The following is a 25,971-nucleotide window of genomic DNA, read 5'->3' on the forward strand; positions in this document are numbered from 1 at the left end:
CGCTAAAACAGGAATAATCCTTGCCTGTTTTTTCTACGTCGCTGCAACACCCCGCAGCCTCGTTTGTGTGCCGCCTACCCGGCCCAGCGCACTCGCTTATTTGGAGATACACAATGTCTACCTCTCCCGTCACCCTGATGGTTGCGCGCCGCGTGGCCAAGGGTCGCTACGAAGAACTGATGGCCTGGCTGCGCGAAGGCGAGCAATTGGCCACGGACTTTCCCGGCTACCTGGGTTCAGGTGTCCTCGCGCCGCCGCCCAACGATGATGAATTCCAGATCATTTTCCGCTTCGCCGATGAAAAGACCCTGCATGCCTGGGAGTTTTCGGCCTCCCGCAGCGCCTGGTTGAGCCGTGGCAGCGAGCTGTTTGCCGACCCGTCCGAGCACCGCGTACGTGGTATCGATGGCTGGTTTGGCGCAGTCGGCGCCCGCCCTCCACGCTGGAAGCAGGCGGTGGCGATCTGGCTGGCGTTTTTCCCGGTGTCGCTGCTGTTCAATTTTGTCCTGGGGCCCCTGCTCAGCGAGCTCGACCTGGCGCCACGCGTGCTGGTCAGCACCATGGCCCTTACGCCACTGATGGTGTACTGGTTCATCCCACTGTCGACCCATCTGTTGGCCAATTGGCTGCACCCTGCCCCGACCCCACGCAAGGCCAGCGAAGCCGCTGCTTGAGTACAGGGGCGCTCGGTCGCTGGTATAGTTTCAATCTGCCAGCGACTCGAGCCTCACATGACTGCGACAAACGCCCCGATCCTGATCACCGGCGCCGGCCAGCGGGTCGGCCTGCATTGCGCCCAGCGCCTGCTGGACGAAGGCCATCCGGTGATTTTCAGCTACCGCAGCGAACGGCCCGGCGTACAGGCCCTGCGCGAGCGCGGAGCGATCGGGGTGTTTGCCGATTTCTCCAGCGAGGCCGGCATCCTGGCGTTTATCGCTGAGCTGAACAACCATACCCAACGCCTGCGCGCGATCATTCACAACGCCTCGGCCTGGATCGCGGAAACGCCCGATGACGAAAGCCGCGCCTTTACCAACATGTTCAGCGTGCACATGCTTGCGCCGTACCTGATCAACCTGCATTGTTCACCCTTGCTGCAACGCTCGACACCCGCCGACATCGTGCACATCAGCGATGACGTGGTGCGCAAGGGCAGCCGCCAGCACATCGCCTATTGCGCCACCAAGGCCGGCCTCGACAGCCTCACGTTGTCGTTTGCCGCGCAGTTCGCGCCGACGATCAAGGTCAATGGCATTGCTCCGGCGATGGTGATGTTCAACGACGGCGACGACGCAGCCTACCGCGCCAAGGTACTGGCCAAGTCGGCACTGGGCATCGAACCCGGCCCCGAGGTGATCTACCAGAGCGTTCGCTATTTGCTGGATAACCCCTATGTCACCGGTACCACCCTGACCGTCAACGGCGGGCGGCATATCAAGTAAGCCGTTTGTGAGGATGTTGTATGACCCTGCCCCATCACTACCGCGAGATCCTCAAAGGCCTGGGCGAAGACCCGGAGCGCGAAGGCCTGCTCGACACCCCCAAGCGCGCCGCCAAGGCCATGCAGTACCTGTGTCACGGCTACGAGCAGAGCCTGGAAACGATCGTCAACGGTGCGCTGTTCACCTCCGACAATGACGAGATGGTGATCCTCAAGGACATCGAGTTGTACTCGTTGTGCGAGCACCACCTGCTGCCCTTCATCGGCAAGGCCCATGTGGCCTATATCCCCACCGGCAAGGTGCTGGGCCTGTCGAAACTGGCGCGCATCGTCGACATGTTCGCCCGGCGCCTGCAGATTCAGGAAAACCTCACCCGACAGATCGCCGACGCGATCCAGGACGTGACCCAGGCCGCCGGGGTAGCCGTGGTGATCGAAGCCCAGCACATGTGCATGATGATGCGCGGCGTGGAAAAACAGAATTCAACCATGAACACCTCGGTGATGCTCGGCGCGTTCCGCGAGTCGAACACCACGCGCATGGAGTTCCTGCAACTGATCGGACGGAGCAAGTAGCAATGCCACAACTTCAACCAGGCATGGCGCGCATCCGGGTCAAGGACCTGTGCCTGCGCACCTATATCGGCATTAACGAGGACGAGATTCTCAACAAGCAGGATGTGCTGATCAACCTGACCATCCTGTATGCCGCCCAGGAAGCCGTGCGCGACAACGACATTGACCATGCGCTGAACTACCGCACCATCACCAAGGCGATCATCGCCCACGTCGAGGGCAACCGCTTTGCCCTGCTGGAGCGCCTGACCCAGGAGCTGCTGGACCTGGTGATGAGCAATGAGTCGGTGCTGTACGCCGAAGTCGAAGTGGACAAGCCCCATGCCTTGCGCTTTGCGGAGTCGGTTTCGATTACTTTGGCGGCCAGCCGCTAACCCCTGAATTATCAGTGAGCCCTATGAACGACCAACAACGCCTCGAACTCGAAGCCGCCGCCTTCCGCCGATTGGTGGCGCACCTGGACAGCCGCAAGGATGTGCAGAACATCGACCTGATGAACCTCTCGGGCTTCTGCCGCAACTGCTTGTCCAAGTGGTACAAGGCGGAGGCCGACGAGCGCCAGATCGAGCTGAGCCTCGATGACGCCCGTGAAGTGGTGTACGGCATGCCGTACGCCGAGTGGAAAGCCCAATACCAGAAAGAAGCCAGCGCCGACCAACAGGCGGCGTTCGCCAAAGGAAAAACCCATGACTGATCTGAACACCCTGCGCACCAGCCTCAACAGTGGCGAACATGTTTTTGCCGACACCCTGGCATTTGTCGCTGCCGGTTATGACTACCAGCCGCAAGCCTTTACCAATGGCGACGTGGAAAACGCTGCCGGGCAGAACGAAGGGTCATGCAAGACCCTGGGCCTGGCGCTGCTGGAAGGTCTGAGCGATCAGGAAGCACTGCTGGCGTTTGGCGAGCATTACCGCTCGGTAGTGGCGACGCCTGAGGGCAGCGATCACGGCAATATCCGTGCGTTGATTGCGAATGGCTTGGCCGGTGTGAAATTCAGCGCACTGCCGCTGACCCGTCGCTGATCAAATCGCGGACATAAAAAAACCGGCCTCTCAGCCGGTTTTTTTATTTCAACGATTTAGAACGACGCATCCTTCAAACCGTCGAGGTAACGCTCGGCATCCAGTGCCGCCATGCAACCGGCGCCGGCCGAGGTAATGGCCTGGCGGTAGACGTGGTCGGCCACGTCACCGGCAGCGAAGATGCCTTCGATGTTGGTGGCAGTCGCGTTGCCTTCGCGGCCACCCTGCACCACCAAGTAACCGTCTTTGGCTTCCAGCACGCCTTCGAACAGCGAAGTGTTCGGGGTGTGGCCGATAGCGATGAACACGCCGTCGACTTTCAGCTCGTCGAAGCTACCGTCGTTGTTCTTCAGGCGGGCACCGGTCACGCCCATGTTGTCGCCCAAGACTTCGTCCAGGGTGGCGTTGAGCTTAAGGATGATCTTGCCTTCAGCCACACGGGCGTGCAGCTTGTCGATCAGGATCTTCTCGGCGCGGAAGGTCTCGCGGCGGTGAACCAGGGTCACGGTGCTGGCGATGTTGGCCAGGTACAGTGCCTCTTCCACAGCGGTATTGCCGCCACCGACTACGGCGACTGGCTTGTTGCGGTAGAAGAAACCATCGCAGGTCGCGCAGGCGGAAACGCCCTTGCCCATGAACGCTTCTTCCGATGGCAGGCCCAGGTAGCGGGCGCTGGCGCCGGTGGCGATGATCAGCGCGTCACAGGTGTACACGCCGCTGTCGCCGGTCAGGCTGTAAGGCTTCTTGGAGAAGTCGACCTGGTTGATGTGGTCAAACACGATCTCGGTTTCGAAACGTTCAGCGTGTTCTTTCATGCGCTCCATCAGCACCGGGCCAGTCAGGCCGTGGACGTCGCCCGGCCAGTTGTCGACTTCGGTGGTGGTGGTCAGTTGACCACCCGCCTGCATGCCAGTGATCAGCAGCGGCTTGAGGTTGGCCCGGGCAGCGTAGACCGCAGCGCTGTAACCGGCAGGGCCGGAACCCAGGATAATCACTCGCGAATGACGGGTATCAGACATGACTCACTCCTATCGACCACCCAGACTACAAGGCGGCTGGAATAAAAAAGGGACCACGAAGCACTTGGGGAAGGCTTCAACTCGCAGACCCTGAAAAATAATGGGTGCAGCGTATCGAGGGGGGCAAGATTAAGGAAATACGGAATAACAATCCAGCTCATAGGTGGTCTCTATGCAGTCACCGCTGTTGATCAACACCTTTGTTACCACTGATGTCGCCGCTTTCGCCTGTTAAACAAAGCCGGTAAGGTCGGCGCGTTCGTCACTTTGTTCGGAGTTCTCCATGCCCGCCCCTGCTCTTTCCGGCCCGCAATACCTGCGTGAAGGCCTCAAACTGGTGCTGAGCCCCGGCCTGCGCCTGTTTGTGCTGCTGCCGCTGGTGATCAACCTGGTGCTGTTCGTCGGCTTGATCTATTTCGCCGGTCATCAGTTCAGCTTATGGGTCGATCATCTGATGCCGACGCTGCCGACTTGGCTGAGCTTTCTGAACTACCTGCTCTGGCCCCTGTTTGTCGTGTTGGTGGTGTTGATGGTGTTTTTCACGTTCACCATGCTGGCCAACATCATCGCGGCGCCCTTCAACGGTTTTCTCTCGGAGAAAGTGGAAGTGGTGGTACGCGGCACCGATGATTTCCCGGCCTTCAGCTGGGGCGAGTTGATCGCCATGGTCCCGCGCACCCTGGCCCGCGAGATGCGCAAGCTGGGCTACTTCCTGCCACGGGCCATCGGCCTGTTTATCCTGTCGTTCATACCCGTGGTCAACCTGATCGCCGCCCCGCTGTGGTTGCTGTTCGGCGTGTGGATGATGGCGATCCAGTACATCGACTACCCGGCGGATAACCACAAGCTGGGCTGGAACGAGATGCTCGCCTGGCTGCGCCAGAAACGCTGGCAGAGCATGAGCTTCGGTGGGATTGTCTACCTGGTGCTGCTGGTGCCGGTGGTCAACCTGTTGATGATGCCGGCAGCGGTGGCCGGCGCCACGTTGTTCTGGGTGCGTGAACAAGGTGCCGAGGCAATGGCACAGCAGCAAAAAGTGACCCAGTCATAAATCCATCATCTCGATGACACAATGACGACATGGCCCACGGCGACACTGTGGGTCATGACGACAGCCTCGCTTCACATCACCCTCATTACCGAAACCTTCCCGCCAGAGATCAACGGGGTGGCCAATACCCTTGGTCGCCTGTGCGAGGGTTTGCGCGCTCGCGGTCATCAAGTCGAGCTGGTGCGCCCACGCCAAGGTGTCGACCAGAGCCGCCCCAGCGACGACGCCCTGCTGCTGTGCCGTGGCTGGCCGCTGCCAGGTTATCCGGGCCTGCAATGGGGGCAGTCGTCGATGCACAAATTGCTGCGGCGCTGGACCCGTCAGCGCCCGGACGTGCTGTACATCGCCACGGAAGGACCCCTAGGTTTGTCCGCGCTGCGTGCCGCACGTCGCCTGGGGATCAGCGTGGTCAGCGGTTTTCACACCAACTTCCAGCAGTACTCGAACCAATATGGCATGAGTATGCTGAGCCGGATGGTCACTCACTATCTGCGCTGGTTCCATAACCGCTCGACCCTGACCCTGGTGCCCAGCGCCAGCCAGCGCCTGGAACTGGAACGCAAGCATTTCGAGCGTCTGGGCATGTTGTCGCGCGGAGTGGACAGCCAGTTGTTCCACCCGGCCAAACGCGACAATGCATTGCGGGAAAGTTGGGCGCTGAACAGTGAGCAAACCGCCGTACTCTATGTGGGCCGGCTGGCCCAGGAAAAAAACCTGGGGTTGCTCAAGCGCTGCTTCGAGACCTTGCAGGACACCTATCCTCTGCGTCAGATGAAGCTGATCATCGTCGGTGATGGCCCGCAACGCGCGACGATGGAGAAAGAACTGCCGGAGGCGATTTTCTGCGGCACCTTGCGCGGTGAGGAACTGGCGCGGCACTACGCGTCAGGCGACGTGTTCCTGTTCCCCAGCCTGACCGAAACCTTCGGCAATGTGGTGCTGGAAGCGATGGCGTCGGGGTTGGGTGTGGTGGCCTACGATCAGGCAGCGGCGACGCAGCATATTCGCCATGGCTACAACGGCGTGCTGGCGATGCCGGGGGATGAGAACGCGTTTTGCGAGGCGGCCAACTGGCTGCTGGAGGACGCCGAAAGCCTGCGCCGCATGCGCCTGAATGCGCGCCAGCATGCGAGTCGCCAGGGTTGGCCAGCGATCATCGAGCAATTCGAACGCCAGTTGCGCGGGGTCTGCAAGGACGGGCACCCGGTGCCCGCCCTGTCGCCGCTTACACCAGGGTCGTCAACGCCTCACGACTGAAGGGCAGGATGTCGCCCTCGCGGCCTTCGCGCACCTTCAACGCCCAATCCGGATCGACCAGCAGCGCACGCCCTACCGCCACCAAGTCGAACTCATCGTTGTTCAGGCGCTCCAGCAGCTTCTCGAGGCTGGCCGGTTGCGCGACCTTGTCGGTGTTGACCATGAACTGCAGGAACTCGCCATCCAGGCCGACACTGCCCACAGTGATGGTCGGCTTGCCGGTGAGTTGGCGCGTCCAGCCGGCCAGGTTGAGGTCGGAACCTTCGAATTCAGGCTCCCAGAAACGGCGCGTGGAGCAGTGGAAAATATCCACACCCGCTTCAGACAACGGCTTGAGAAACTCGCCCAGCGCCTCGGGGGTTTGCACCAGACGCGCGGTGTAGTCCTGCTGCTTCCACTGAGAGAAGCGGAAGATGATCGGGAAGTCCGGACCGACGGCGGCACGGGTGGCCTCGATCAGCTCGATGGCAAAGCGCGAGCGGCTGGCCAGGCTGCCGCCGTATTCGTCGGTACGCTGGTTGCTACCTTCCCAGAAGAACTGATCGACCAGATAGCCGTGGGCGCCGTGGATCTCAACGCCATCCATACCGATGCTCTGGGCATCCTTGGCGGCTTGGGCGAAGGCGTTGATCACCTCCTTGATGTCTTGATGGGTCATGCCGTGCACGACCACGTTGCCATCCTTGAGTTTTTCCATCGGACCGTAGGCTGGCACGCTGGCATCCGGCTCGGTGCCGATGCGGCGCACGCTGCCCACATGCCACAGCTGCGGGACGATCTTGCCGCCTTCGGCGTGTACCGCGTCGACGACTTTCTTCCAGCCAGCCAGGGCGGCTTCACCGTAGAAGTGCGGGACGTTGGGGTAACCGTTCGAGGCCTGGTGGCCGACCACGGTGCCTTCGGTGATGATCAGGCCCACGCCGGCAGCGGCGCGGCGACGGTAGTACTCGATGACTTTGGAGTTGGGGACACCGCCAGGCGAAAACGAGCGGGTCATCGGCGCCATGACGACACGGGTCGACAGCTGCAACGCACCGAGCTGGAAGGGTTTGAACAAGGCTTGGACGGGCATGGGGGCACTCCACGGAAGTCGGGGTTTATGATGTGGATAATATGGGGAGCGCAGCGTGCTGGGTAGCACTATTGATCTGGGTGATTAAGGGGTAAAAGTGCAGGAGCCGGCCTGGCTCCTACAGAGGGGGGGGTCAGCTCAGGGCTTTTTCGATGGCCTGGACGATCGTCGGATCGTCCGGCGCCGTGCGCGGGGAAAAGCGTGCGAGCACTCGCCCATCCTTGCCCAGCAGGAACTTCTCGAAATTCCAGGTGATGTCCCCTGGAAACTCGGCACCCTCGCCCGCCAGCAAGCGGTACAGCTGATGACGATCAGGCCCATTGACCTCAAGCTTACTGCCCAGCGGGAAGGTCACCCCGTAATTCAGGCTGCAGAATTCCTGGATCTCTTCTTCGGTACCCGGCTCCTGACCTGCAAACTGATTGCACGGCAGGCCAAGCACGGTAAACCCCTGGTCCTTGTACTGCTGGTAAAGGTTTTCCAGCGCCGCGTATTGCGGGGTCAAACCACATTTGGAGGCCACATTCACCACCAGCACAACTTGCCCCTTGAAGGGCGCCAGCGGCAGTTCTTGTCCGTCCAAAGCTTTGAGTTTCAGGTCGTGGAAAGCACTCATGACGAACTCCAGATATCCCATGTTCTTCGCATTGCGGCACGTCGAGATTACAACCCGCAAGCCTGCAATCATAGACGCCGATTACAAAACCCGCCTGCAGGTTACTGAGCGGTCGGCCAGGGCAAAATCGGAATGGCGGTCACGGCGTTTTGCGGGCTGCCTTCGATCAGGCGGTCGCTGTACACCAGGTAAACCAGGGTGTTGCGCTTCTTGTCGAGGAAGCGCACCACCTGCATGGTCTTGAACACCAGGGAGGTGCGCTCCTTGAACACTTCGTCGCCGTCCTTGAGTTCGCCCTTGAAGCGGATCGGGCCGACCTGACGGCAAGCAATCGAGGCTTCGGCGCGGTCTTCAGCCAGCCCGAGGCCGCCTTTGACGCCGCCGGTCTTGGCGCGGGACAGGTAGCAGGTCACGCCGTCGACCTTGGGGTCATCGAAGGCTTCAACCACAATCCGGTCGTTGGGGCCGACAAACTTGAACACCGTCGACACCTGGCCGATTTCTTCAGCAGAGGCCAACAATGGCATGGCCAACAGCAGGCCGAGCAATCCCTTCATGACACGCATGGTGTATTCCTTTGGTTAGACCAGGATCAGGTTATCGCGATGAACCAGCTCTGGTTCGGCCATATAACCTAATAGTCCGACAATCGCATCGGAGGATTGTCCAATGATTTTCTGCGCTTCGAGCGCGCTGTAGTTGGCCAGGCCACGGGCGATCTCACGACCGTCCGGCGCCACGCACACCACCATCTCGCCCCGGCGGAAACTGCCCTGCACCAACTTGACGCCGACCGGCAGCAAGCTCTTGTTGCCTTGGGACAGCGCCGACACCGCGCCATCATCCAGCACCAGGGTGCCACGGGTTTGCAGATGACCGGCCAGCCACTGTTTGCGCGCCGCCAGCATGCCGCGTTCCGGCGACAGCAGCGTACCGATGCGTTCGCCGGCCTTGAGACGGTCCAGTACGCGCTCGATGCGCCCGCCGACGATGATGGTGTGGGCACCGGAACGCGCCGCCAGACGCGCCGCACGCAACTTGGTCTGCATGCCACCACGGCCCAGGGCGCCACCGACACTGCCGGCCACGGCGTCCAGCGCGGGGTCATCGGCGCGGGCTTCGTAGATCAGCTGGGCTTCGGGGTTGTTGCGCGGGTCGGCGTCGAACATGCCGTCGCGGTCGGTGAGAATCACCAGCAGGTCGGCTTCCACCAAGTTGGCCACCAGGGCGGCCAAGGTGTCGTTGTCGCCAAAGCGGATTTCGTCGGTGACCACGGTGTCGTTTTCGTTGATCACCGGGATGACTTTCAGCTCCACCAGCGCGCGCAAGGTGCTGCGGGCGTTGAGGTAGCGCTTGCGGTCGGATAGGTCGTCGTGGGTCAGCAGGATCTGCGCCGTATGGCGGCCGTGCTCGGCAAAGCTGGATTCCCAGGCTTGCACCAGGCCCATCTGACCAATGGCGGCGGCGGCTTGCAGTTCGTGCATCGCGCTGGGTCGCGCGGTCCAGCCGAGGCGGCTCATCCCGGCGGCAACCGCCCCGGACGACACCAGCACCAACTCCACACCGGCCTCATGCAAGGCCACCATCTGCTCGACCCAGACGCTCATGGCTGCGCGATCGAGCCCCTTGCCATCCGCCGTCAGCAACGCACTGCCGATCTTTACGACCCAGCGCTGCGCACCTGTCACTTTGCTCCGCATCATCTTCAACCTTAGATTGAGGGCTGCGCGACCCAGCGCGGCCCATAACGTTAAACCCGGATACTAAAACGCCGCTCTAACAGGAGCGGCGTTCAAGTTTATCGCAACGAATCAGTCGCGCACGTAAATGATTTCAGGACCGTCTTCATCATCCACGTCTTCTTCGTCCCAATCATCGTCACCGATGTCGTGGACCGACTTCACGCCGCTGCGGCGCAGGGCACGCTGGTCGTCCAGCGCTTGCAACTGGGCACGGGCTTCGTCTTCGATCTGTTGATCGAGCTCAGCCAGCTCAGCCTTGAACACAGGGTCGGCCGCCAGGCGGTCGGCGCGGTCTTCGAGGTAGCGCATGATGTCGCGGGTCAGGCGCTCGGTGCCTTCTTTGGCAATGGCCGAGATCACGTAGACCGGACCTTCCCACTCCAGGCGGTCAACGATTTCCTTGACGCGCTCTTCGTGCTCTTCTTCCAGAATCTGGTCGCACTTGTTCAGCACCAACCAGCGATCACGCTCGGCCAGGGCCGGGCTGAACTTGGTCAGTTCGCTGACGATCACTTCGGCGGCGTCCGGTGCGCTGGTGTCATCCAGCGGCGCCATGTCGACGAGGTGCAGCAGCAAACGGGTACGCGACAAGTGCTTGAGGAAGCGAATCCCCAGGCCTGCGCCATCGGAAGCCCCTTCGATCAGGCCGGGAATGTCGGCGATCACGAAGCTTTTCCAACGGTCGACGCTGACCACACCGAGGTTTGGCACCAGGGTGGTGAACGGGTAGTCGGCGACTTTCGGCTTGGCGGCCGAAACCGAGCGGATGAAGGTACTTTTGCCAGCGTTCGGCAGACCCAGCAGGCCCACGTCAGCCAGTACTTTCATTTCCAGCTTGAGGTCACGCTGCTCGCCCGGCTTGCCTGGCGTGGTCTGGCGTGGCGCACGGTTGGTACTGGACTTGAATCGGGTGTTACCCAGACCGTGCCAGCCGCCCTGTACCACCATCAGCTTCTGGCCGGCCTTGGTCAGGTCGCCGATCACTTCCTGGGTCGCGGAGTCGATGATCGTGGTGCCAACCGGTACGCGCAGTACCAGGTCTTCACCTTTTTTACCGGTGCAGTCGGTGCTGCCGCCGTTGGAGCCACGCTCGGCATCGAAGTGCCGGGTGTAACGGTAGTCGACCAGGGTATTGAGGTTTTCGTCGGCCATCATGTAGATGGAACCGCCGTCACCGCCGTCACCGCCGTTGGGGCCACCGTTTTCGATGAATTTTTCGCGACGGAAACTCATGCAACCGTTACCGCCATCGCCTGCTTTTACTCGGATGGAAACTTCATCAACGAACTTCATAACAAAACGCCTCTCGCCGCACGGACGAGCTTAAGAAACCAAGACATAAGACTCTTGCAAAAATGAGCGCAGCGACCTCAATCAGCGACCGCAAAACCAGCGCCTGAGCCCATTACAAACAGCTTTGCAAGAGACTCACCCCACAAACGAAAAAGCCCCGTCGCAAGACAGGGCTTTTCCAGCGATCTCGCAATTAAGCTGCGACAACGCTCACGTAACGGCGGTTGAACGCGCCTTTTACTTCAAACTTGATCACGCCTTCGATTTTCGCGAAGAGGGTGTGATCTTTACCCATGCCAACACCGTAACCGGCGTGGAATTGGGTGCCGCGCTGACGCACGATGATGTTGCCCGGAATGATTTTCTGGCCGCCATACATCTTCACGCCAAGGCGTTTGGCTTCTGAGTCGCGACCGTTACGGGTACTACCACCAGCTTTTTTGTGTGCCATGAGTCAATTCTCCTAGTGAGGAATTAGGCTGAAATTAAGCCTGAATACCGGTGATTTTGATCTCGGTGTACCACTGGCGGTGGCCCATACGCTTCATGTGGTGCTTACGACGACGGAACTTGATGATGCGGACTTTATCGTGACGACCTTGGGAGATCACTTCAGCCACAACGGTAGCGCCAGCAACAACTGGAGCGCCGATGTTCACGTCATCGCCATTGGCGACCAACAGAACGCGATCAAAAGTAACGGATTCGCCGGTAGCGACTTCCAGTTTTTCGATCTTCAGGTATTCACCTGGGGCGACTTTGTATTGCTTGCCACCAGTAACAATTACTGCGTACGACATGGTATTTCTCCGATAATCCTGCTCACCCAGCGCTTTATAAGAAGAGGTATTGGCTGGCATGGCTGCATGGGATGGACGTCCCTAATGCAATTGCGTAAGGCAGGTGCTGCCCAGGAAGTTCAGGGTGCGCGATTGTACGCAAGGTAAATGGGTGTTGCAAGGGGCCGTCTATCGCGCCTTGACACTGGGGGGCCTGGGTCCTAGCATGCCGCGCAACCCTTCTGGAGCGACTGTCGCTGATGCAACCCCAAGCTTTCTACCGCGCGGTCGCGGACGATTTTAGCGCCGTCGACGGCATCATCAAGCAGCAGCTGACGTCTAAAGTGCCGCTGGTCTCCAAAATTGGCGACTATATTACGTCGGCGGGCGGTAAGCGCCTGCGTCCTTTATTAGTGCTGCTGTGCGGCAAGGCCCTGGGTCGCGAAGGCGATGACCTGCGCCTGTTGGCCGCCACGATCGAATTCCTGCACACCGCGACCCTGCTGCATGACGACGTGGTCGACATGTCCGGCATGCGCCGTGGCCGCGAGACCGCCAATGCCATGTGGGGCAATGCCCCAAGCGTGCTGGTGGGCGACTTCCTGTACTCGCGCTCGTTCGAAATGATGGTTGAACTCGGCTCGATGCCGGTGATGAAGATTCTTTCACAGGCCACCCGCATCATCGCCGAAGGCGAAGTGTTGCAGCTGTCGAAGGTCCGTGACGCCAGCACCACCGAAGAAACCTACATGGAAGTGATCCGCGGCAAAACCGCGATGCTCTTCGAAGCCTCCACCCACAGCGCCGCTGCGTTGTGCGGCGCAACGGCCGAACAGGCCGAAGCCTTGCGCACCTTTGGTGATCACCTGGGCGTCGCGTTCCAACTGGTCGACGACCTGCTCGACTACAAGGGCGACGCTGAAACCCTGGGCAAGAACGTCGGTGATGACCTGGCTGAAGGCAAGCCAACCCTGCCGCTGATCTACACCATGCGCGAAGGCACGCCGGAACAGGCCGCCCTGGTGCGCAAGGCGATCCAGAAAGGCGGGATCGAAGACCTGGAGGCCATCCGCGCCGCCGTGGAAGCCTCGGGTTCGCTGGAGTACACCGCACAACTGGCGCGTGACTACGTGGCCCGTGCCATCCAGTGCCTGGAAGCCCTTCCCGCCAGCGAATACCGCGACGCCCTGGTCGAGCTGAGTGAGTTCGCGGTTGCGCGTACGCACTAAAACGCGGGCCTATGTGGGAGGGCCCCCTCCCACATTTAGATTTCATACAACCTGTAAGACCGCAAAACCCTATATAATGTGCGCCCTTTAGCCATCCTGACTCTCAAGGAGCCTTAGTGAGCACGTTGCCACCCTGCCCGAAATGCAATTCCGAATACACCTACGAAGACGGCGCCCAGCTGATCTGCCCGGAATGCGCCCATGAGTGGTCCGCCAATGGCGAGGCCGAAGCGGCCAGCGATGACGCCGTGAAAAAAGACTCCGTCGGCAATGTGCTGCAGGACGGCGACACCATCACCGTGATCAAAGACCTCAAGGTCAAGGGCACCTCCCTGGTGGTGAAGGTCGGCACCAAGGTCAAGAACATCCGCCTGTGCGACGGCGACCACGATATCGACTGCAAGATCGACGGTATCGGCCCGATGAAGCTCAAGTCCGAGTTCGTGCGCAAAGTCTGAATAGGCTGCCTCCATCCCGCGCCTGCCGCGGGATGGCGTTTTGCCCTCCCGTTTGATCCCGCGCAATATCCACACAGAAAAACCCAGAAACCGCCAATAGGCACTTGCTATTCTACGAATAAGAATTATTCTCATTGAAACCCATCAAGGAGATGAGACCCATGACTTATTTGATAGACGCCTGGCTGGACCGACCACACCCTTACCTGCGGATCCTGCATCGGGAAACCGGTGAAGTCTGTGCGGTGCTGGAAGAAGAAGCGCTGAATGAACTGCAAGACCAGGGCGACCTCGACGTCAACGGGCTGAGTTCGAGCGAACCCGGCGTGTTGAAGGAAGTGGTGCGCAATCTGTTTCTGTTCTGCTATGCCCGAGCGTTGCGCCCGGCGACGGAACTGAATGGCAAGTTCCATCCATGAAAAAACCAGTAAAACACTGTGGGAGCGAGCAGGCTCGTTCCCACAGGTAATCAGCAGGTCTTACAGAACGTCGAGCAGCTCGACGTCAAACACCAGAACGCTGTGCGGCGGGATGCTGCCAACGCCTTGAGCGCCGTAAGCCAGTTCGCTCGGCACATACAGGCGCCATTTGCTGCCGGCATTCATCAGTTGCAGGGCTTCGGTCCAGCCGGCGATCACGCCGCCAACCGGGAATTCTGCAGGCTGGCCGCGCTCGTAGGAGCTGTCGAACACAGTGCCGTCGATCAGGGTGCCGTGGTAGTGAGTGCGTACTTGGTCTTCACGGGTCGGCTTGGCGCCGTCACCTGCGGTCAGCACTTCGAATTGCAGGCCGGAAGCCAGAGTGGTGATGCCATCACGCTTGGCGTTTTCAGCCAGGAAGGCCAGGCCAGCGCCAGCAGCCGCTTCAGCCTTGGCAGCCGCTTCGGCTTGCATGACTTCACGGATCACTTTGAAGCTGGCGGCCATTTGCTCTTGGTCCACACGGCTTGGCTTGCCGGCGAACGCGTCGGTCAGGCCAGCCAGGATCGCGTCCAGGCTCACGCCCGGTGGTGGGTTGTCGCGCAGTTGGTCGCCCAGTTGACGGCCAATGCCGTAGCTGACGCGGGTTTCGTCGGTGGACAGATTAACTTCGGACATGAAGGTGCTCCGCTGTAGGACGGCACGATTCCCCGTGCCCTCCAAATCTAAAAGGGCCCGCAGACTAGCACACAACACAGGGCCTTGATGAGCGTGCCGGCGCATACGTATCTACAGCCGGGCACGCTGCGCCGCTCGCCATGCTGATGATTCCATTCATCACCCTGGTGCCGTGCCGATGAGTACGCCGAATCCCCCTCACGCCTTACCCACCCTGCAACAGATCCATCGTCATCTGCTGGAGATCGACCCGACGCTGCGCGCGCATAGTCGGCGCCCCGTCCCCTTGCCAACCGAGCGGCTGGCACTGGACACCCTGAACGCTGCACTCAAGCGCATCAACAACGCCTACATGATCCAGGCCCGCGCCCTTTATGAAGGGCTGGACACAGCCGACCTCAGCACCCGCCTGAACAACGATTTGCAAAGCCTGGACGAGACCAGCACCGTCAATGGCCAAAGTCGCAAGACCTACATGACATCGACCGCCGGTATCAGCGCGTTGGAGCAGGAGACTCGCCTCAACGTCAACGACGCCCTGTTGCGGCCTGACGACTTGCTGATGCTTGAAGATTGCTCTCGCGTGCCGACGCTCCGTCCCGGCATGTACGCCTTGACCTTCAGCTACCAGGACCACAGGGTGGCATTCGCGGGTGCCTTCGTGCTGACACGCCAGGCCAGCCCCACGCTCGACAGCCTGACCGCCACTGTGCCAGTTGGCCCAGTGTTGTTATTCACGCCTTCACGCGGGCTGGAGCCCTTCGACTCACTCAGCGACCTTGACCAAGGCCTGAAGGCGACACTGGCGACGAGCGCCGGTCGGGCCGAGTTCAACCGCCATCTGCCGGTGCGCTACCAGCACCTGGACCCGATGGGCATTTTCCCGTTGGAGTTGCAGCCGATCAAGGACCAGCCGCTGTTCGAACACGTCTACCAAGCCCTGCTCGACAAACGCGCACTCGACATCACCCACGCCTTGAACCTGGCGCAAAGCAACCAACTCGATTCTGTACAACTCAAGCAACACCTCGACCAAGCCATCCAGGCCGCTTTGCCGGACCTGAGCCTGCGCTTGGACTTTCGTACCCAACGCTTGCTCGAGCGCGACCTGTTCAACGCCCTGCCCGACTGGTATCGCAGCGCCAACAAGGCACAACGCGAATCCCTCGACCAACACCTGCGTGACTATAACCATGCGCGCCAGGCGTTCGTCGCGCTGTTCGGCCCCGCCGCAACGCCCCAGGCCCTTGCCCGCCATCAATGGGCCGAGCTACTGGCCGATGAGTTGGACATCCACGATCTGGATCCCGACCTGTTGCACATCACCACCCCGCGCACGGTCCCTCAGGTAGGCACCTATGACCAGCAGCGCTCGCTGGTGGAGTGGACCCTGCGCGGCTTGCACCCCGCAGACAGCACGCCCGGCTCGGCCTTTCTCCAACACAGCCGCCTGACCTACGCCGGCGCACCGCTGGGCGGAGCGCATACGGCCCTCACCGTGCCAACCCTGCTCAGCCTGTTGCAAGACCTGCAACCGCGCCTGGACTTCGCCACTGTCCAGAAAGCCGCTCTCGGCACACCGCAAATAAGACTGGCCGCGCGCAGTTTCTTCGATCAGCGGTTGGTGGTCATGGCCCATGTGGCCAGGCTGCACAACCATCTGAGCCCTGCCGACTACCGACTGTTCGAAGACCTGCGGGAACGCCCACGCCCACAGCTGTGCGCACAGACCGTGTTACTCCACGGCGCCCAACTCAATGACCTTTGGCTGCTGCGTGAAGACGACACCGATGGCCAGCCCAAACGCTTATTGCTGTGCACGCCCGACGCGCCAGGCACTCAGCAGTTCTTCGCATTCCGTACGCTGCGCGAGTGCCAGAGCCATATCATCGGCTGGACGGACAACAAGGCCCGGATTCAAGGCCGAACCCTGAGCGACTATCTGCTAGAGCAAGTGCCCCTGCGCTTTCGCGCGAAAATGGGCGATTTCCTGCTGCGCATCAGCTTACGCCCCGAAGCGGCAGAACACCTGGAAGTGACCTTCGGCAAACCGTGCAGCCATACCGATTGCCTCGACGCGATGGCGGAGCATCGGCTGGCCGTGCAACTGGATGACTATGAGTTCAGTTCGCCAGCCTGGTATCGCGCGGCCTCGGCGGTTGATCGCAGGCGTTTGACAGGCCTGGCCGATAACGCCGCAGGCGCGCTGCGCAGCTACAACGCCCGACCGGATGCCGAGGCCAATTTCCCGCCCTTCGAGCGCTACCTGCATGAAAAGGCCAAGCTCAGCCTCAATACACTGCTTGGGCGCCGGCAGAACGATGTCGATCCGGATAGCGTATTTGCCTACTCACCCAAGCCGCTTATAGGTGCTCCCCCGGCGCCCATTTCCTACACCACCCTGTACCGCGACGGGTACGCCGACGGGGTCGGCTTTCTCAACGAAAAATTCTCTGCCTCTGCTACCTTCCGCGGCCCACCCGATATCGACCTGAGCGCCCTCACCGCGCAAAACGTCGCCCGCTCCGTGACCGGGGTGTGGATCGGCCAGCGCTATACCGATGAAGTGCGCCGACGCCTGCAAAACAGCGACAGCCCCGGCTACGACGACAGGCGCAACGCGGTGCTGGCGATCCAGCAATTGCAGATGAAAAATGCCGCGCTGGAAGCGCGCCTGCAAGGGCATATCGCCAGTGTTGACCTGGCCTGGCTGGAGCTCGCCATCGATAGCCTCGCCGATACCGGCAACACCGCGCGCAACACCTATAGAGTCCATCGGCTCGCCATCGAGGGTGATTGGGTGATCGGCAATTACCTGTTCAGCCATGGCGACAACCCCGTGCTGCTCTACACTCCCGGTGCCCCTGACGGCATTGGGTTTCGCGAAGCGCGGCTGTTTAACTACCTGCTGAAAAAAGTCGAAGGCATGCCCGCTTACTGGTGCGCGCGGGTCCCAATACCGTCGGTGGCACGGGTCGGGCTTTTCCTGAAAAACGCAAGCACAGGCCTGCCGGACGACATCAACCGCTCGACCCCCAGCCCCGCCCGGTATGACAGCACCCTGCATGTCTTGCCGCTCACCGATCTGCGCCATGAGTTCTACAACATGAACCTGCAACGCAAGATCGACGACGTGCACGCCACGACGGTCAATCGTATCCAGATGATTACCGGCATTCTCTGGACCTGCATCGAGTGGGTAACCGCCGTGGCCACGATGCCATTCCCCCTGCTCAGCCTTACGCTGGGTGGGTTGCTGGCCTTCAAGGACGCGATGCTCGCCTTGAACGCCTACCACCAGAACGATAAGGGCGCCGCCCTGGAACACTACATCGGCTACCTCGCCAACTTCGGCGGCGCGTTGTTGTTCGACGTACGTCCGGCGCTCAAAGGCGCTTTCAAATCACTGCGCCCGACCCTCCGCACCGGCCCGCAGGCCGTCGACAGCGCACGGGTCAGCCAACTGGACGCGCTGGACCCAGAAGGCATGCAGCCCGTGCTATTTGATGGGCGACCCTATTGGGCGCCCCAAGCCCCGGATGCGCTGGGCCGCTATCTGCTGTATCGCCACGATCCAGTCAGCGGTCAGTTGCATTCGACTGCACGGCTGATCAATCAGAATGCCGAGGGCCAATGGGTACGCTTTGGTGTCGCAGGCGGCGGGCGCAAAAAATACGAAAAACTGTTGGCCGATGAAAGCAGCCCGCTGGATGTTTTCAACATGGCGCCAGACCAGGCCAAGACCTTCCGTGCCTTGCTTGACCCCGAGTTCAAGCAACGGTTGCTGAGCATGGAGCCTGACGACAGTGGGGCTGCCCAGGGCAATGCCCTGGCGCAATCTGCGCCCTTGCGCACAGCCTACGTCAAACAGGTCGAACACCTGACCGAACGTGCGGATGCCTTCTTCCTGGCGCAGCCCGCACCAGCGCCCAAAGCTGCGCTGCCCTGGCTGGCGACCGATGCGCCGCACGCCGATATTCTCAAGGCCCTGTTCAGCCGCAATAAACGCCTGATCATCGGCGCAGAACCCACTTCTATCGCCAGTAAGCAGTTGCTGATCGAACAACTGCCCGGCCTGATCGAACAAGGCCTGAAACGCGTGTATATCGAGAACCTGCCCCGCGACCTGTTTCATCGCAAGCTGAAAATCCTCAACAACCAGCTCAGCGGTAACAAGGCCCACGCCCTTCAGCAGATCGAGCAACACCTCAAACGCGTGGATGAAGCCCTGGGGTACGTGGCGGATGCGCCATTCACTTATCGCAAATTGTTGCTGGAAACCCAGCGACTGAAGATCGCCATCGATGGCCTCGACGGGAGCGCCTCTTATCACATGGAGCACGTATTGGCCCTGGGTGATGGCCCACGCTTTATTCCGCGCAGCAGCAAGCTGCGCAACTTCTACTCTCACTCAGTGCTTGAGCAAACCCTGAAAAACAATCCCGACGAGGGGTGGCTGGCGCTGGTGGAATCCAACCGCCTGGGGACTTATGAGCAGGTCAGCGGTCTGGCAGACCTGCAAAACGCCCCGGCCCTGCGCATTGAAGACGCGGCGCCTGGCGAACGCACAGGCCTGTGGCCCGACACAGCTACCAGCGCACAATCACGCGGTGACTACACCCTGGCGATACCAACGGCTCACGCAACGCTGCAAGCACCTGATTTGGCGGTGCCCGCCCCACCGGCCGCAATGCACTATGCCGAGTTCGATATCCCGTTCGCCCAGCGCGCCGACATAGACCGACTGCGAATGGAGCACCGTGGTCTGGATACGCGCTATACCTTTGAAAGCTCAAGTACGGCCCTGCAAACCTTCATCCAGACCCGCCAACGCTTGCTGACCAGCGCCAAAGCTTTTCTCGCCGACTTCACGCCGCCCCAACGGATGCCCCTCACTGACATCGCCACGGCAACCAGCGAACAGGCGTTTATCGAGCGGGTATATGCCCACAAACTGGGGCTGGTGATAGGAGAGGCGCACTCGGCACAATCCAGCAAGCGCCTGTTGATCGATTACATGAAGCACTTGAAAAAACAGGGCGTAAAATCCCTTTATATAGAACACCTGTTCACCGACCTTCACCAAGGCGCACTGGACACTTTCCACGCCACGTCGAGAATCCCCCCCCACCTGGCAACGTATCTCGCCCAGCTGGACCTGGGCCAAATGCCGCTCTACAAAGGGCCATTAACCTTCACCAATGTGCTCAAGGCCGCCAATAAGTACGGGATCCGCATCCGCGCGCTTGATTGCACCGCCAGCTATTACATCAAAGGGCTCAAGGGCCAGAACGTACGCGGCGAATTGTTCAGCTACTTCGCCCATGAAGTGATCAAGGCCGACCAACTTGCCCAGGGGCCGCACAAGTGGGTCGCCTTCGTCGGCAGCAGCCACACCGATATGCACTTGGGGGTGCCGGGCCTCGTTCAGTTGCAGGATGCCGTCAGCCTGCACGTGCGCGATACCGCGCCCGAATTGGCGCGGCCACTGCATAGCGCCACCTGGCAGGCGATCGATGAAGGGCCAGGGGTGGCCTTGCGCAGCGACTTCAAGATCGAAGTGGGAATTGCCGGACGGCCGATACACCGCGCACCACCGCCACCGAGCCGCGACCGACTGACGGCGCCCGGGCAGTTCATCATCGAACGCCCGACCGACAGTGAGCTCAATCTGGTGCACTTCTCGCGCAGTAATGAAATCCTGGTGACGCCGATTCAGATAAATGAAAAAGGCCAGTTTTTCGTTGAGCGCTGGGAGCCACTCAAAGCGCTGCGGTTCTATTACCTGTCGCAACTCACCGAAGTACTCAAAGCCCGTCCTCCCATTGGCATGGGGATGACACAAATGACCTGACAGGCTGCCCACCACCCTGCCCGTTCATCGGGCAGGGTCTGCGTTTATATCATCCGTTGAAAAAGCCATTTCAGATTCACGTCTCGCCGCCGATACCCACCTACACACTTTGGCTGGCTCAAACAACAACACCGTCCAGCAGACAGACATCAACTTTGCGGAGCATTCGATGAATAGCTGGTTCGGCAACATCAGCGTCAATCTCAAACTGGGCCTGGGCTTCGGCCTAGTGCTGGTCCTTACCTCGATCCTGGCACTGACCGGCTGGACCAGCCTGGGCGGCCTGATCGACCGCAGCAACTGGATGAGCGATATCACTCAGCTCAATGCTTCGTTGACCAAGCTGCGTATCGTGCGCCTGCAATATATGCTCGCCAATGGCGACGAAGCCGTGGCCCAGAACGTACAAACCAACCTGGATGCCTTCGCTGCCCAGCAACAGAAACTGCTCGACAGCTTCAAGAGCCCGGAAAACCTCAAGCTGCTCAACGAGCAGAAATCCATCATCACCGCTTACCAGCAGTCACTGAATAAAATGCGCGAGGCCTACCGCAACGGCAACGCCTCTCGCCAAGTGATGGGCGACAAGGCGGATATCGCCAACGCACAAATCAACGCGCTGGAAACCAGTGTTAAGCAGATGCCCGACAGTTCGGAGCACCTGGCTCAGTTCCAGGCGGTGGCCGACGCCAAGATGCAATTTCAGTTGGCTCGCTACGAAGTGCGTGGCTACACCGGCAACGTCAGCCCGGAAACTGAAGCCCGCGCAGCCGCACAGATTGAAAAAGCCATCGCCGGTTTGAAAGACCTCAGCGCCGCCTTCGGCGCCAGCCAGCAAAGCGCGCTGACCGCACTGGAAACCGCCTTGGGTGCCTACCGCAGCGCCGTGCAGAACTACAAGTCCGCCAACGCCAACATCGTCACCGCCCGTGCCGAAATGACCACCCAAGGCGCTGATATCGTCACGATCAGCGACAAACTGTACGACATCCAGCTGACTCGCCGCGACGCCGAGAGCGCTCAGGCCCGCAGCCTGCAATTGATCAGCACCTTGCTGGCGCTGCTGGTGGGCGTGATCGCAGCATGGGTCATCACCCGCCAGATCACCCGCCCGATCCAGGAAACCCTGGCCGTGGTGGAGCGCATTGCCTCCGGCGACTTGAGCCACAACATCCAGGTCACCCGCCGCGATGAACTGGGCGTGCTGCAACAAGGCATTCAGCGCATGGGCACGACCTTGCGTGAATTGATCAGTGGTATTCGCGACGGCGTGACCCAGATCGCCAGCGCTGCCGAAGAACTGTCGGCTGTGACCGAGCAGACCAGCGCCGGCGTGAACAGCCAGAAGATCGAGACCGACCAGGTCGCCACGGCGATGCACGAAATGACTGCCACCGTGCAGGAAGTGGCGCGCAACGCAGAACAGGCTTCCCTGGCTGCGGCCGATGCCGACGGCCAAGCCCGCGCAGGCGACAAGGTGGTGGCTGAAGCCATCGCCCAGATCGAGCGTCTGGCCGCTGAAGTGGCGCGCTCCACCGACGCCATGACCCACCTGCAACAAGAGAGCAACAAGATCGGCAGCGTGATGGACGTGATCAAAGCCGTCGCGGAACAGACCAACCTGCTGGCCCTCAACGCCGCGATCGAAGCAGCACGGGCGGGTGAAGCCGGCCGAGGGTTTGCCGTAGTAGCTGATGAAGTGCGTGGCCTGGCCCAGCGCACGCAAAAATCCACCGAGGAAATCGAAGGCCTGGTCGCCGGCTTGCAGAACGGCACCCAGCAAGTGGCCAACGTGATGAACAACAGCCGCAGCCTCACTGACAGCAGTGTCGAGCTGACGCGCAAGGCCGGTGTGTCACTGGAGAACATCACCCGTACGGTGTCGAATATCCAGTCGATGAACCAGCAGATCGCCGCCGCCGCCGAGCAGCAAAGCGCCGTGGCTGAAGAAATCAGCCGCAGCATTGTGAATGTGCGGGATGTATCGGAGCAGACCGCTACGGCAAGTGACGAGACGGCCAAGTCGAGTGTTGAACTGGCACGGTTGGGTAGCCAGTTGCAGCAGATGGTCAGCCATTTCCGGGTGTAAGAAACCACAATCACTGTGGCGAGGGAGCTTGCTCCCGTTGGGCCGCGAAGCGGCCCTAATCAACTTGATGCCGATTTGAAGTTGAGAGCACGATAAATGCTTTGGGGCTGCTACGCAGCCCAACGGGAGCAAGCTCCCTCGCCACAGGCAAACTTAGACATACTCGGCCCTCCGTGAGTTGGGCCTTACCTCCAGCGCACTTACCGGAACACGTGAGCCTTCGGACGCGGGTCGATGCGTCCTTTGAGGTGGCCGGGCTAATGGTCCTTCCGCATCAATCCGGCACGGATTACTAGCCCGTGGCGGTCGGTCCAGAATTCGCGCGCATACCCGGCCCACCCAAAAAGCGACAAACGCAGAACGGAGGGAATCCTAACCAACAGTTCCGCCGAAGGTGTGTCGGACAGTGACAAAATATCCAGTATCGTGCGATGAATTCATTGCAAGCTTTTGCAGTTAGTACTTACCCGAGAAAATCCCGGAAAGTGTCCCTTTCCGAACATCGTTCAGCCTTGCGTGACGAAATTACCGGAGGTAATATCGGCCTGCGGGTCGATGCGTCCTTTGAGATCGCAACCCCAGCCACTAACTGGGTTTGCAAAAAAAACCGCCCTACTAAGGCGGTTTTTTATTGCCTGCGATTTACCCCTCAGCCCTCGCCATCCTCAACAAACACCACCCGATTCCCAAACGGATCCTTGATGCTCATCTCCCGCGAGCCCCACGGCATTTCCTCAACCCCAGGCTTGGCATACCGGTAATCCTTGCCCAGCAACTGCAGCTGATAAGCGTCCACACCCTGCGCCTGAATCCGCACTGCCGCGCCAGGCGATGCGTCACCATGATGCTCGGTCAGGTGCAACACACACTCACCCAGTGACACCTGCAGGTACAACGGAAAATTCGCCTCGAAACGATGCTGCCAATCCACCTTGAACCCCAAAAAATCGACGTAGAATTCCAACGCCTTGGCCTCGTCGAAAATCCGCAGGATGGGGATGACTTTTCCTAAGTGCATGGCAACCGCTCCGTTTAATTGAGCGCCCACTATAGAGACGAAAAACCCCGACGCAAATCCCCACTGCGCGCCAGGAACCGACCCGGCCGCTGACCGTTCGCCTGCCCGTCGCTATAGCTCAACACGCCGTTGACCCACACCCCATCAATGCCTTCCGCCGCGCGCTGCGGTTCCTTGAAGTCCGCCACATCGCGTACGCGCAACGGGTCGAACAGCACCAGGTCAGCCCAGTGCCCTTCACGAATCTTGCCGCGCTCAGCCAAGCCAAACCGCGCCGCCGACAACCCGGTCATCTTGTGCACGGCGGTGTGCAGTGGGAACAACCCCACATCCCGGCTGAAGTGCCCCAACACCCGTGGAAACGCCCCCCACAAACGCGGATGCGGAAACGGATCCTCCGGCAACCCGTCCGACCCGACCATCGACAATGGATGCGCCAGGATCCTTCGTACATCCGCCTCATCCATGCCGTAGTACACCGCCCCTGCCGGTTGTAGCCGGCGGGCTGCGTCGATCAATGAAACATCCCACTCAGCGGCAATATCCTGCAAATCACGCCCGCCCATTTCCGGATGCGGCGTCGACCAGGTAATGGTGATCCGAAACGCGTCGGTCACCTGCTTGAGGTCCAGGGTCGAAGAACTCGCCGCATAGGGATAGCAATCACAGCCCACCGGGTGGGTTTTCGCCGCCAGCTCCAGCGACGCCAGCAGCTGCGGACTACGCCCCCAGTTACCGGCACCGGCACATTTGAGGTGGGAAATGATCACCGGAGCCTTGGCATGCCGACCGATCAGGAACGCCTCGTCCATCGCCTCCAGCACCGGTTCGAACTCACTGCGCAAATGGGTGGTGTACACCGCACCGAACGCGGTGAGCTCTTCACTCAGTTGCAACACCTCATCGGTCTCGGCGTTGAACGCACTGGCGTAGGCCAGGCCTGTGGATAAGCCGAGGGCACCGGCTTCGAGGCTCTCTTGCAGCTGCACGCGCATGGCGGCAATTTCATCCGCTGAGGCAGTGCGATGCAGGTCGTCCATATGGTTGCTGCGCAGCGCTGTATGGCCGATCAACGCGGCGACGTTGACCGCCGGATGAGCCTCTTCGACCGCCGCTCGATAGTCGCTGAAACGCGGATAAACAAACGCCGAAGCACTGCCCAGCAGGTTCATCGGGTCCGGCGGATCACGGCGCAACGTCACCGGCGACGCGCTGATACCACAGTTGCCGACAATCACCGTGGTCACGCCCTGGCTGAGCTTGGGCAGCATCTGCGGCTGGCGGATTACCACCGTGTCGTCGTGGGTGTGCACGTCGATGAAACCCGGTGCCAACACACGGCCGCTCGCATCAATTTCATGCTCGGCCACCGCCGCCGACAAGTCGCCGATCGTCTCGATGCGCCCGTCGCGCAACCCCACATCGGCCACGTAGCCGGGGGTGTTGCTGCCATCAATGACCAGCGCCTGGCGGATCAACGTGTCGTACTTCATATCAGTCTCCAAGCGGCAGGCTGTCGGGGCCGCCGCGATAATCGTCCAGGGCCAGCTTGATGCGGCGCAGGCGTTCCTGGTTGTCGTCCGGCAGGGCCAAGGCCAGCTCGGTGGCGAGCAGGTCGATGGCCAGCAGCATGCCGTAGCGCGCAGCGGTAGGCTTGTAGATAAAACTGGTTTCGGCCGGTTGCAGCGGCAGCAGGACATCCGCCAAATGCGCCAAAGGCGAATCCGCCAGGGTGATGGCGACGATGCGCGCGTCGTAGTTGCGCGCCAGCGTCACCACGTCGAGCAGCTCAGGGGTGAGGCCGGTCAGGGAGCACACAATCAGCGCATGCTCGGGCCCCAGCGTAGCCGCTGTGACGCGCATCATTACCGGGTCATGGCAAGCGGCAATTGGATAACCCAGGCGCACCAGACGCACCTGCAACTCATCGCTGCACAGGCTCGACGGGCCGCCCATGCCGAACGCATGGATCATTCGCGCCTTGCCCAGCAGGTTGACCGCATCGACGAAACTCGCCTGGTTGAACCCCGACAAGTGCTGACGCAAGGTCCCTTCGATATCTCCCAGGATCTGCCGATGAAACGCCGACTGCTCCGGCAACCCCGCAGGGTCGAGGAAGCGGCTGCCGACGCCACTGGCCTGGGCCAATTGCAGGCGCAAATCCCGCAGATCCCGACACCCTACGCTGCGTGCAAAGCGTGACAAGGTGGCCGTGCTGACCTCGGCCCGTTGGGACAACGCCTCCAGGCTGGCCGACGCGGCAAAACCCACGTCATCGAGCATCAGCTTGGCGATACGCCCTTCGCCGGCGCTGAAGGAGTCCTGGCGGGCGCGGATCTGGTAGAGGATGTCCAT

The 25,971-nt window shown here is 60.7% G+C and carries 25 protein-coding genes and 1 pseudogene; 14 read left to right on the plus strand and 12 right to left on the minus strand.

From position 1 onward, the window contains the following. Positions 1 to 113 precede the first annotated feature (113 nt). From OZ428_RS28195 to OZ428_RS28220, 6 genes are read left to right on the plus strand one after another with little or no spacing between them, the layout of a single operon-like run. On the plus strand, positions 114 to 674 hold the full coding sequence (locus tag OZ428_RS28195; protein WP_269131996.1) for an antibiotic biosynthesis monooxygenase: 561 nt from the start codon (positions 114 to 116) through the stop codon (positions 672 to 674). Between the two features lie 57 nt (positions 675 to 731). Then, positions 732 to 1,442 carry a dihydromonapterin reductase gene (folM, locus tag OZ428_RS28200; RefSeq protein WP_269131997.1) on the plus strand — a complete coding sequence of 237 codons (711 nt, stop codon included), beginning with the start codon at positions 732 to 734 and terminating at the stop codon, positions 1,440 to 1,442. A gap of 20 nt (positions 1,443 to 1,462) precedes the next feature. Continuing rightward, on the plus strand, positions 1,463 to 2,017 hold the full coding sequence (gene folE / locus OZ428_RS28205; protein WP_033896195.1) for a GTP cyclohydrolase I FolE: 555 nt from the start codon (positions 1,463 to 1,465) through the stop codon (positions 2,015 to 2,017). 2 nt (positions 2,018 to 2,019) lie between these two features. Next, on the plus strand, positions 2,020 to 2,391 hold the full coding sequence (folX, locus tag OZ428_RS28210) for a dihydroneopterin triphosphate 2'-epimerase (protein ID WP_003176029.1): 372 nt from the start codon (positions 2,020 to 2,022) through the stop codon (positions 2,389 to 2,391). Between the two features lie 23 nt (positions 2,392 to 2,414). After that, positions 2,415 to 2,711: a DUF1244 domain-containing protein gene (locus OZ428_RS28215; RefSeq protein WP_010206472.1), complete on the plus strand. Its 297-nt coding sequence runs from the start codon at positions 2,415 to 2,417 to the stop codon at positions 2,709 to 2,711. After that, positions 2,704 to 3,042 carry a HopJ type III effector protein gene (locus tag OZ428_RS28220; protein WP_269131998.1) on the plus strand — a complete coding sequence of 113 codons (339 nt, stop codon included), beginning with the start codon at positions 2,704 to 2,706 and terminating at the stop codon, positions 3,040 to 3,042. The genes OZ428_RS28215 and OZ428_RS28220 overlap by 8 nt, the downstream gene beginning before the upstream one ends. Before the next feature lie 56 nt (positions 3,043 to 3,098). On the opposite strand, the gene trxB is transcribed toward OZ428_RS28220, so the two are convergent. Beyond that, complete coding sequence (gene trxB, locus OZ428_RS28225; protein WP_010206474.1) at positions 3,099 to 4,061, minus strand: thioredoxin-disulfide reductase; 963 nt, start codon at positions 4,059 to 4,061, stop codon at positions 3,099 to 3,101. Between the two features lie 283 nt (positions 4,062 to 4,344). Between trxB and cysZ the strand changes: the two genes are divergently transcribed. Together cysZ and OZ428_RS28235 are read left to right on the plus strand one after the other, a co-directional pair. Beyond that, positions 4,345 to 5,112: a sulfate transporter CysZ gene (gene cysZ / locus OZ428_RS28230; RefSeq protein ID WP_033896192.1), complete on the plus strand. Its 768-nt coding sequence runs from the start codon at positions 4,345 to 4,347 to the stop codon at positions 5,110 to 5,112. Positions 5,113 to 5,166: 54 nt separating this feature from the next. Next, positions 5,167 to 6,369, plus strand: a complete 1,203-nt coding sequence (locus tag OZ428_RS28235) for a glycosyltransferase family 4 protein (protein ID WP_061434043.1) — start codon at positions 5,167 to 5,169, stop codon at positions 6,367 to 6,369. Here the strand turns inward: OZ428_RS28235 and OZ428_RS28240 are convergent. The 7 genes from OZ428_RS28240 to rplU all read right to left on the minus strand — a co-directional run bounded on the left by OZ428_RS28240 (position 6,338) and on the right by rplU (position 11,892). Next, positions 6,338 to 7,441: an NADH:flavin oxidoreductase gene (locus tag OZ428_RS28240; protein WP_269131999.1), complete on the minus strand. Its 1,104-nt coding sequence runs from the start codon at positions 7,439 to 7,441 to the stop codon at positions 6,338 to 6,340. The two genes, OZ428_RS28235 and OZ428_RS28240, sit on opposite strands and share 32 nt — an antisense overlap. Before the next feature lie 133 nt (positions 7,442 to 7,574). Continuing rightward, a complete protein-coding gene (locus OZ428_RS28245) occupies positions 7,575 to 8,057 on the minus strand; it encodes a glutathione peroxidase (RefSeq protein ID WP_071489177.1) in 483 nt (160 codons plus the stop codon). Between the two features lie 101 nt (positions 8,058 to 8,158). Next, positions 8,159 to 8,623 (minus strand): CreA family protein, encoded by a 465-nt coding sequence (locus tag OZ428_RS28250; RefSeq protein WP_015885841.1) that lies wholly within the window; start codon positions 8,621 to 8,623, stop codon positions 8,159 to 8,161. Positions 8,624 to 8,638: 15 nt separating this feature from the next. Further along, positions 8,639 to 9,757: a glutamate 5-kinase gene (gene proB / locus OZ428_RS28255; RefSeq protein ID WP_038842176.1), complete on the minus strand. Its 1,119-nt coding sequence runs from the start codon at positions 9,755 to 9,757 to the stop codon at positions 8,639 to 8,641. 111 nt (positions 9,758 to 9,868) lie between these two features. Further along, on the minus strand, positions 9,869 to 11,092 hold the full coding sequence (cgtA, locus tag OZ428_RS28260; protein ID WP_016976186.1) for an Obg family GTPase CgtA: 1,224 nt from the start codon (positions 11,090 to 11,092) through the stop codon (positions 9,869 to 9,871). A 193-nt stretch (positions 11,093 to 11,285) separates the two neighbouring features. Continuing rightward, positions 11,286 to 11,543, minus strand: coding sequence for a 50S ribosomal protein L27 (gene rpmA, locus OZ428_RS28265; RefSeq protein ID WP_003176049.1), 258 nt, complete (start codon positions 11,541 to 11,543; stop codon positions 11,286 to 11,288). A 34-nt stretch (positions 11,544 to 11,577) separates the two neighbouring features. Next, entirely contained in the window at positions 11,578 to 11,892 is a 315-nt protein-coding gene (rplU, locus tag OZ428_RS28270; RefSeq protein ID WP_007950961.1) for a 50S ribosomal protein L21, read from the minus strand. Positions 11,893 to 12,131: 239 nt separating this feature from the next. Here rplU and OZ428_RS28275 point away from each other — a divergent pair, with 239 nt between their 5' ends. The 3 genes from OZ428_RS28275 (at position 12,132) to OZ428_RS28285 (ending at position 13,977) form a co-directional block, all read left to right on the plus strand. Next, positions 12,132 to 13,100, plus strand: a complete 969-nt coding sequence (locus OZ428_RS28275; protein ID WP_005791318.1) for a polyprenyl synthetase family protein — start codon at positions 12,132 to 12,134, stop codon at positions 13,098 to 13,100. A gap of 116 nt (positions 13,101 to 13,216) precedes the next feature. After that, positions 13,217 to 13,558, plus strand: a complete 342-nt coding sequence (locus tag OZ428_RS28280; protein WP_008022504.1) for a zinc ribbon domain-containing protein YjdM — start codon at positions 13,217 to 13,219, stop codon at positions 13,556 to 13,558. A 161-nt stretch (positions 13,559 to 13,719) separates the two neighbouring features. Further along, a complete protein-coding gene (locus OZ428_RS28285) occupies positions 13,720 to 13,977 on the plus strand; it encodes a PA4570 family protein (protein ID WP_003194088.1) in 258 nt (85 codons plus the stop codon). 60 nt (positions 13,978 to 14,037) lie between these two features. On the opposite strand, the gene OZ428_RS28290 is transcribed toward OZ428_RS28285, so the two are convergent. Further along, complete coding sequence (locus OZ428_RS28290; protein ID WP_017531131.1) at positions 14,038 to 14,655, minus strand: FKBP-type peptidyl-prolyl cis-trans isomerase; 618 nt, start codon at positions 14,653 to 14,655, stop codon at positions 14,038 to 14,040. Positions 14,656 to 14,833: 178 nt separating this feature from the next. Between OZ428_RS28290 and OZ428_RS28295 the strand changes: the two genes are divergently transcribed. The 3 genes and pseudogenes from OZ428_RS28295 to OZ428_RS34800 all read left to right on the plus strand — a co-directional run bounded on the left by OZ428_RS28295 (position 14,834) and on the right by OZ428_RS34800 (position 22,598). Next, positions 14,834 to 20,509, plus strand: coding sequence for a membrane-targeted effector domain-containing toxin (locus tag OZ428_RS28295; protein ID WP_269132000.1), 5,676 nt, complete (start codon positions 14,834 to 14,836; stop codon positions 20,507 to 20,509). Positions 20,510 to 20,813: 304 nt separating this feature from the next. Continuing rightward, positions 20,814 to 21,743: pseudogene (locus tag OZ428_RS34795) on the plus strand (methyl-accepting chemotaxis protein); the annotation flags it as partial. Then, positions 21,735 to 22,598, plus strand: coding sequence for a methyl-accepting chemotaxis protein (locus tag OZ428_RS34800; protein ID WP_370636473.1), 864 nt, complete (start codon positions 21,735 to 21,737; stop codon positions 22,596 to 22,598). The pseudogene OZ428_RS34795 and the gene OZ428_RS34800, both read left to right, overlap by 9 nt. A 649-nt stretch (positions 22,599 to 23,247) precedes the next feature. Here OZ428_RS34800 and OZ428_RS28305 read toward each other — a convergent pair. The 3 genes from OZ428_RS28305 to OZ428_RS28315 are packed head-to-tail and all read right to left on the minus strand — an operon-like array spanning position 23,248 to position 25,971. After that, positions 23,248 to 23,616, minus strand: a complete 369-nt coding sequence (locus OZ428_RS28305; RefSeq protein ID WP_269132001.1) for a glyoxalase superfamily protein — start codon at positions 23,614 to 23,616, stop codon at positions 23,248 to 23,250. Positions 23,617 to 23,645: 29 nt separating this feature from the next. After that, on the minus strand, positions 23,646 to 25,109 hold the full coding sequence (locus tag OZ428_RS28310; RefSeq protein ID WP_269132002.1) for an N-acyl-D-amino-acid deacylase family protein: 1,464 nt from the start codon (positions 25,107 to 25,109) through the stop codon (positions 23,646 to 23,648). A gap of 1 nt (position 25,110) precedes the next feature. Continuing rightward, entirely contained in the window at positions 25,111 to 25,971 is an 861-nt protein-coding gene (locus OZ428_RS28315; protein WP_269132003.1) for a MurR/RpiR family transcriptional regulator, read from the minus strand.

This window comes from Pseudomonas sp. GXZC (genome assembly GCF_026967615.1).
In the GTDB taxonomy this organism is placed as follows: domain Bacteria; phylum Pseudomonadota; class Gammaproteobacteria; order Pseudomonadales; family Pseudomonadaceae; genus Aquipseudomonas; species Aquipseudomonas azotoformans_A.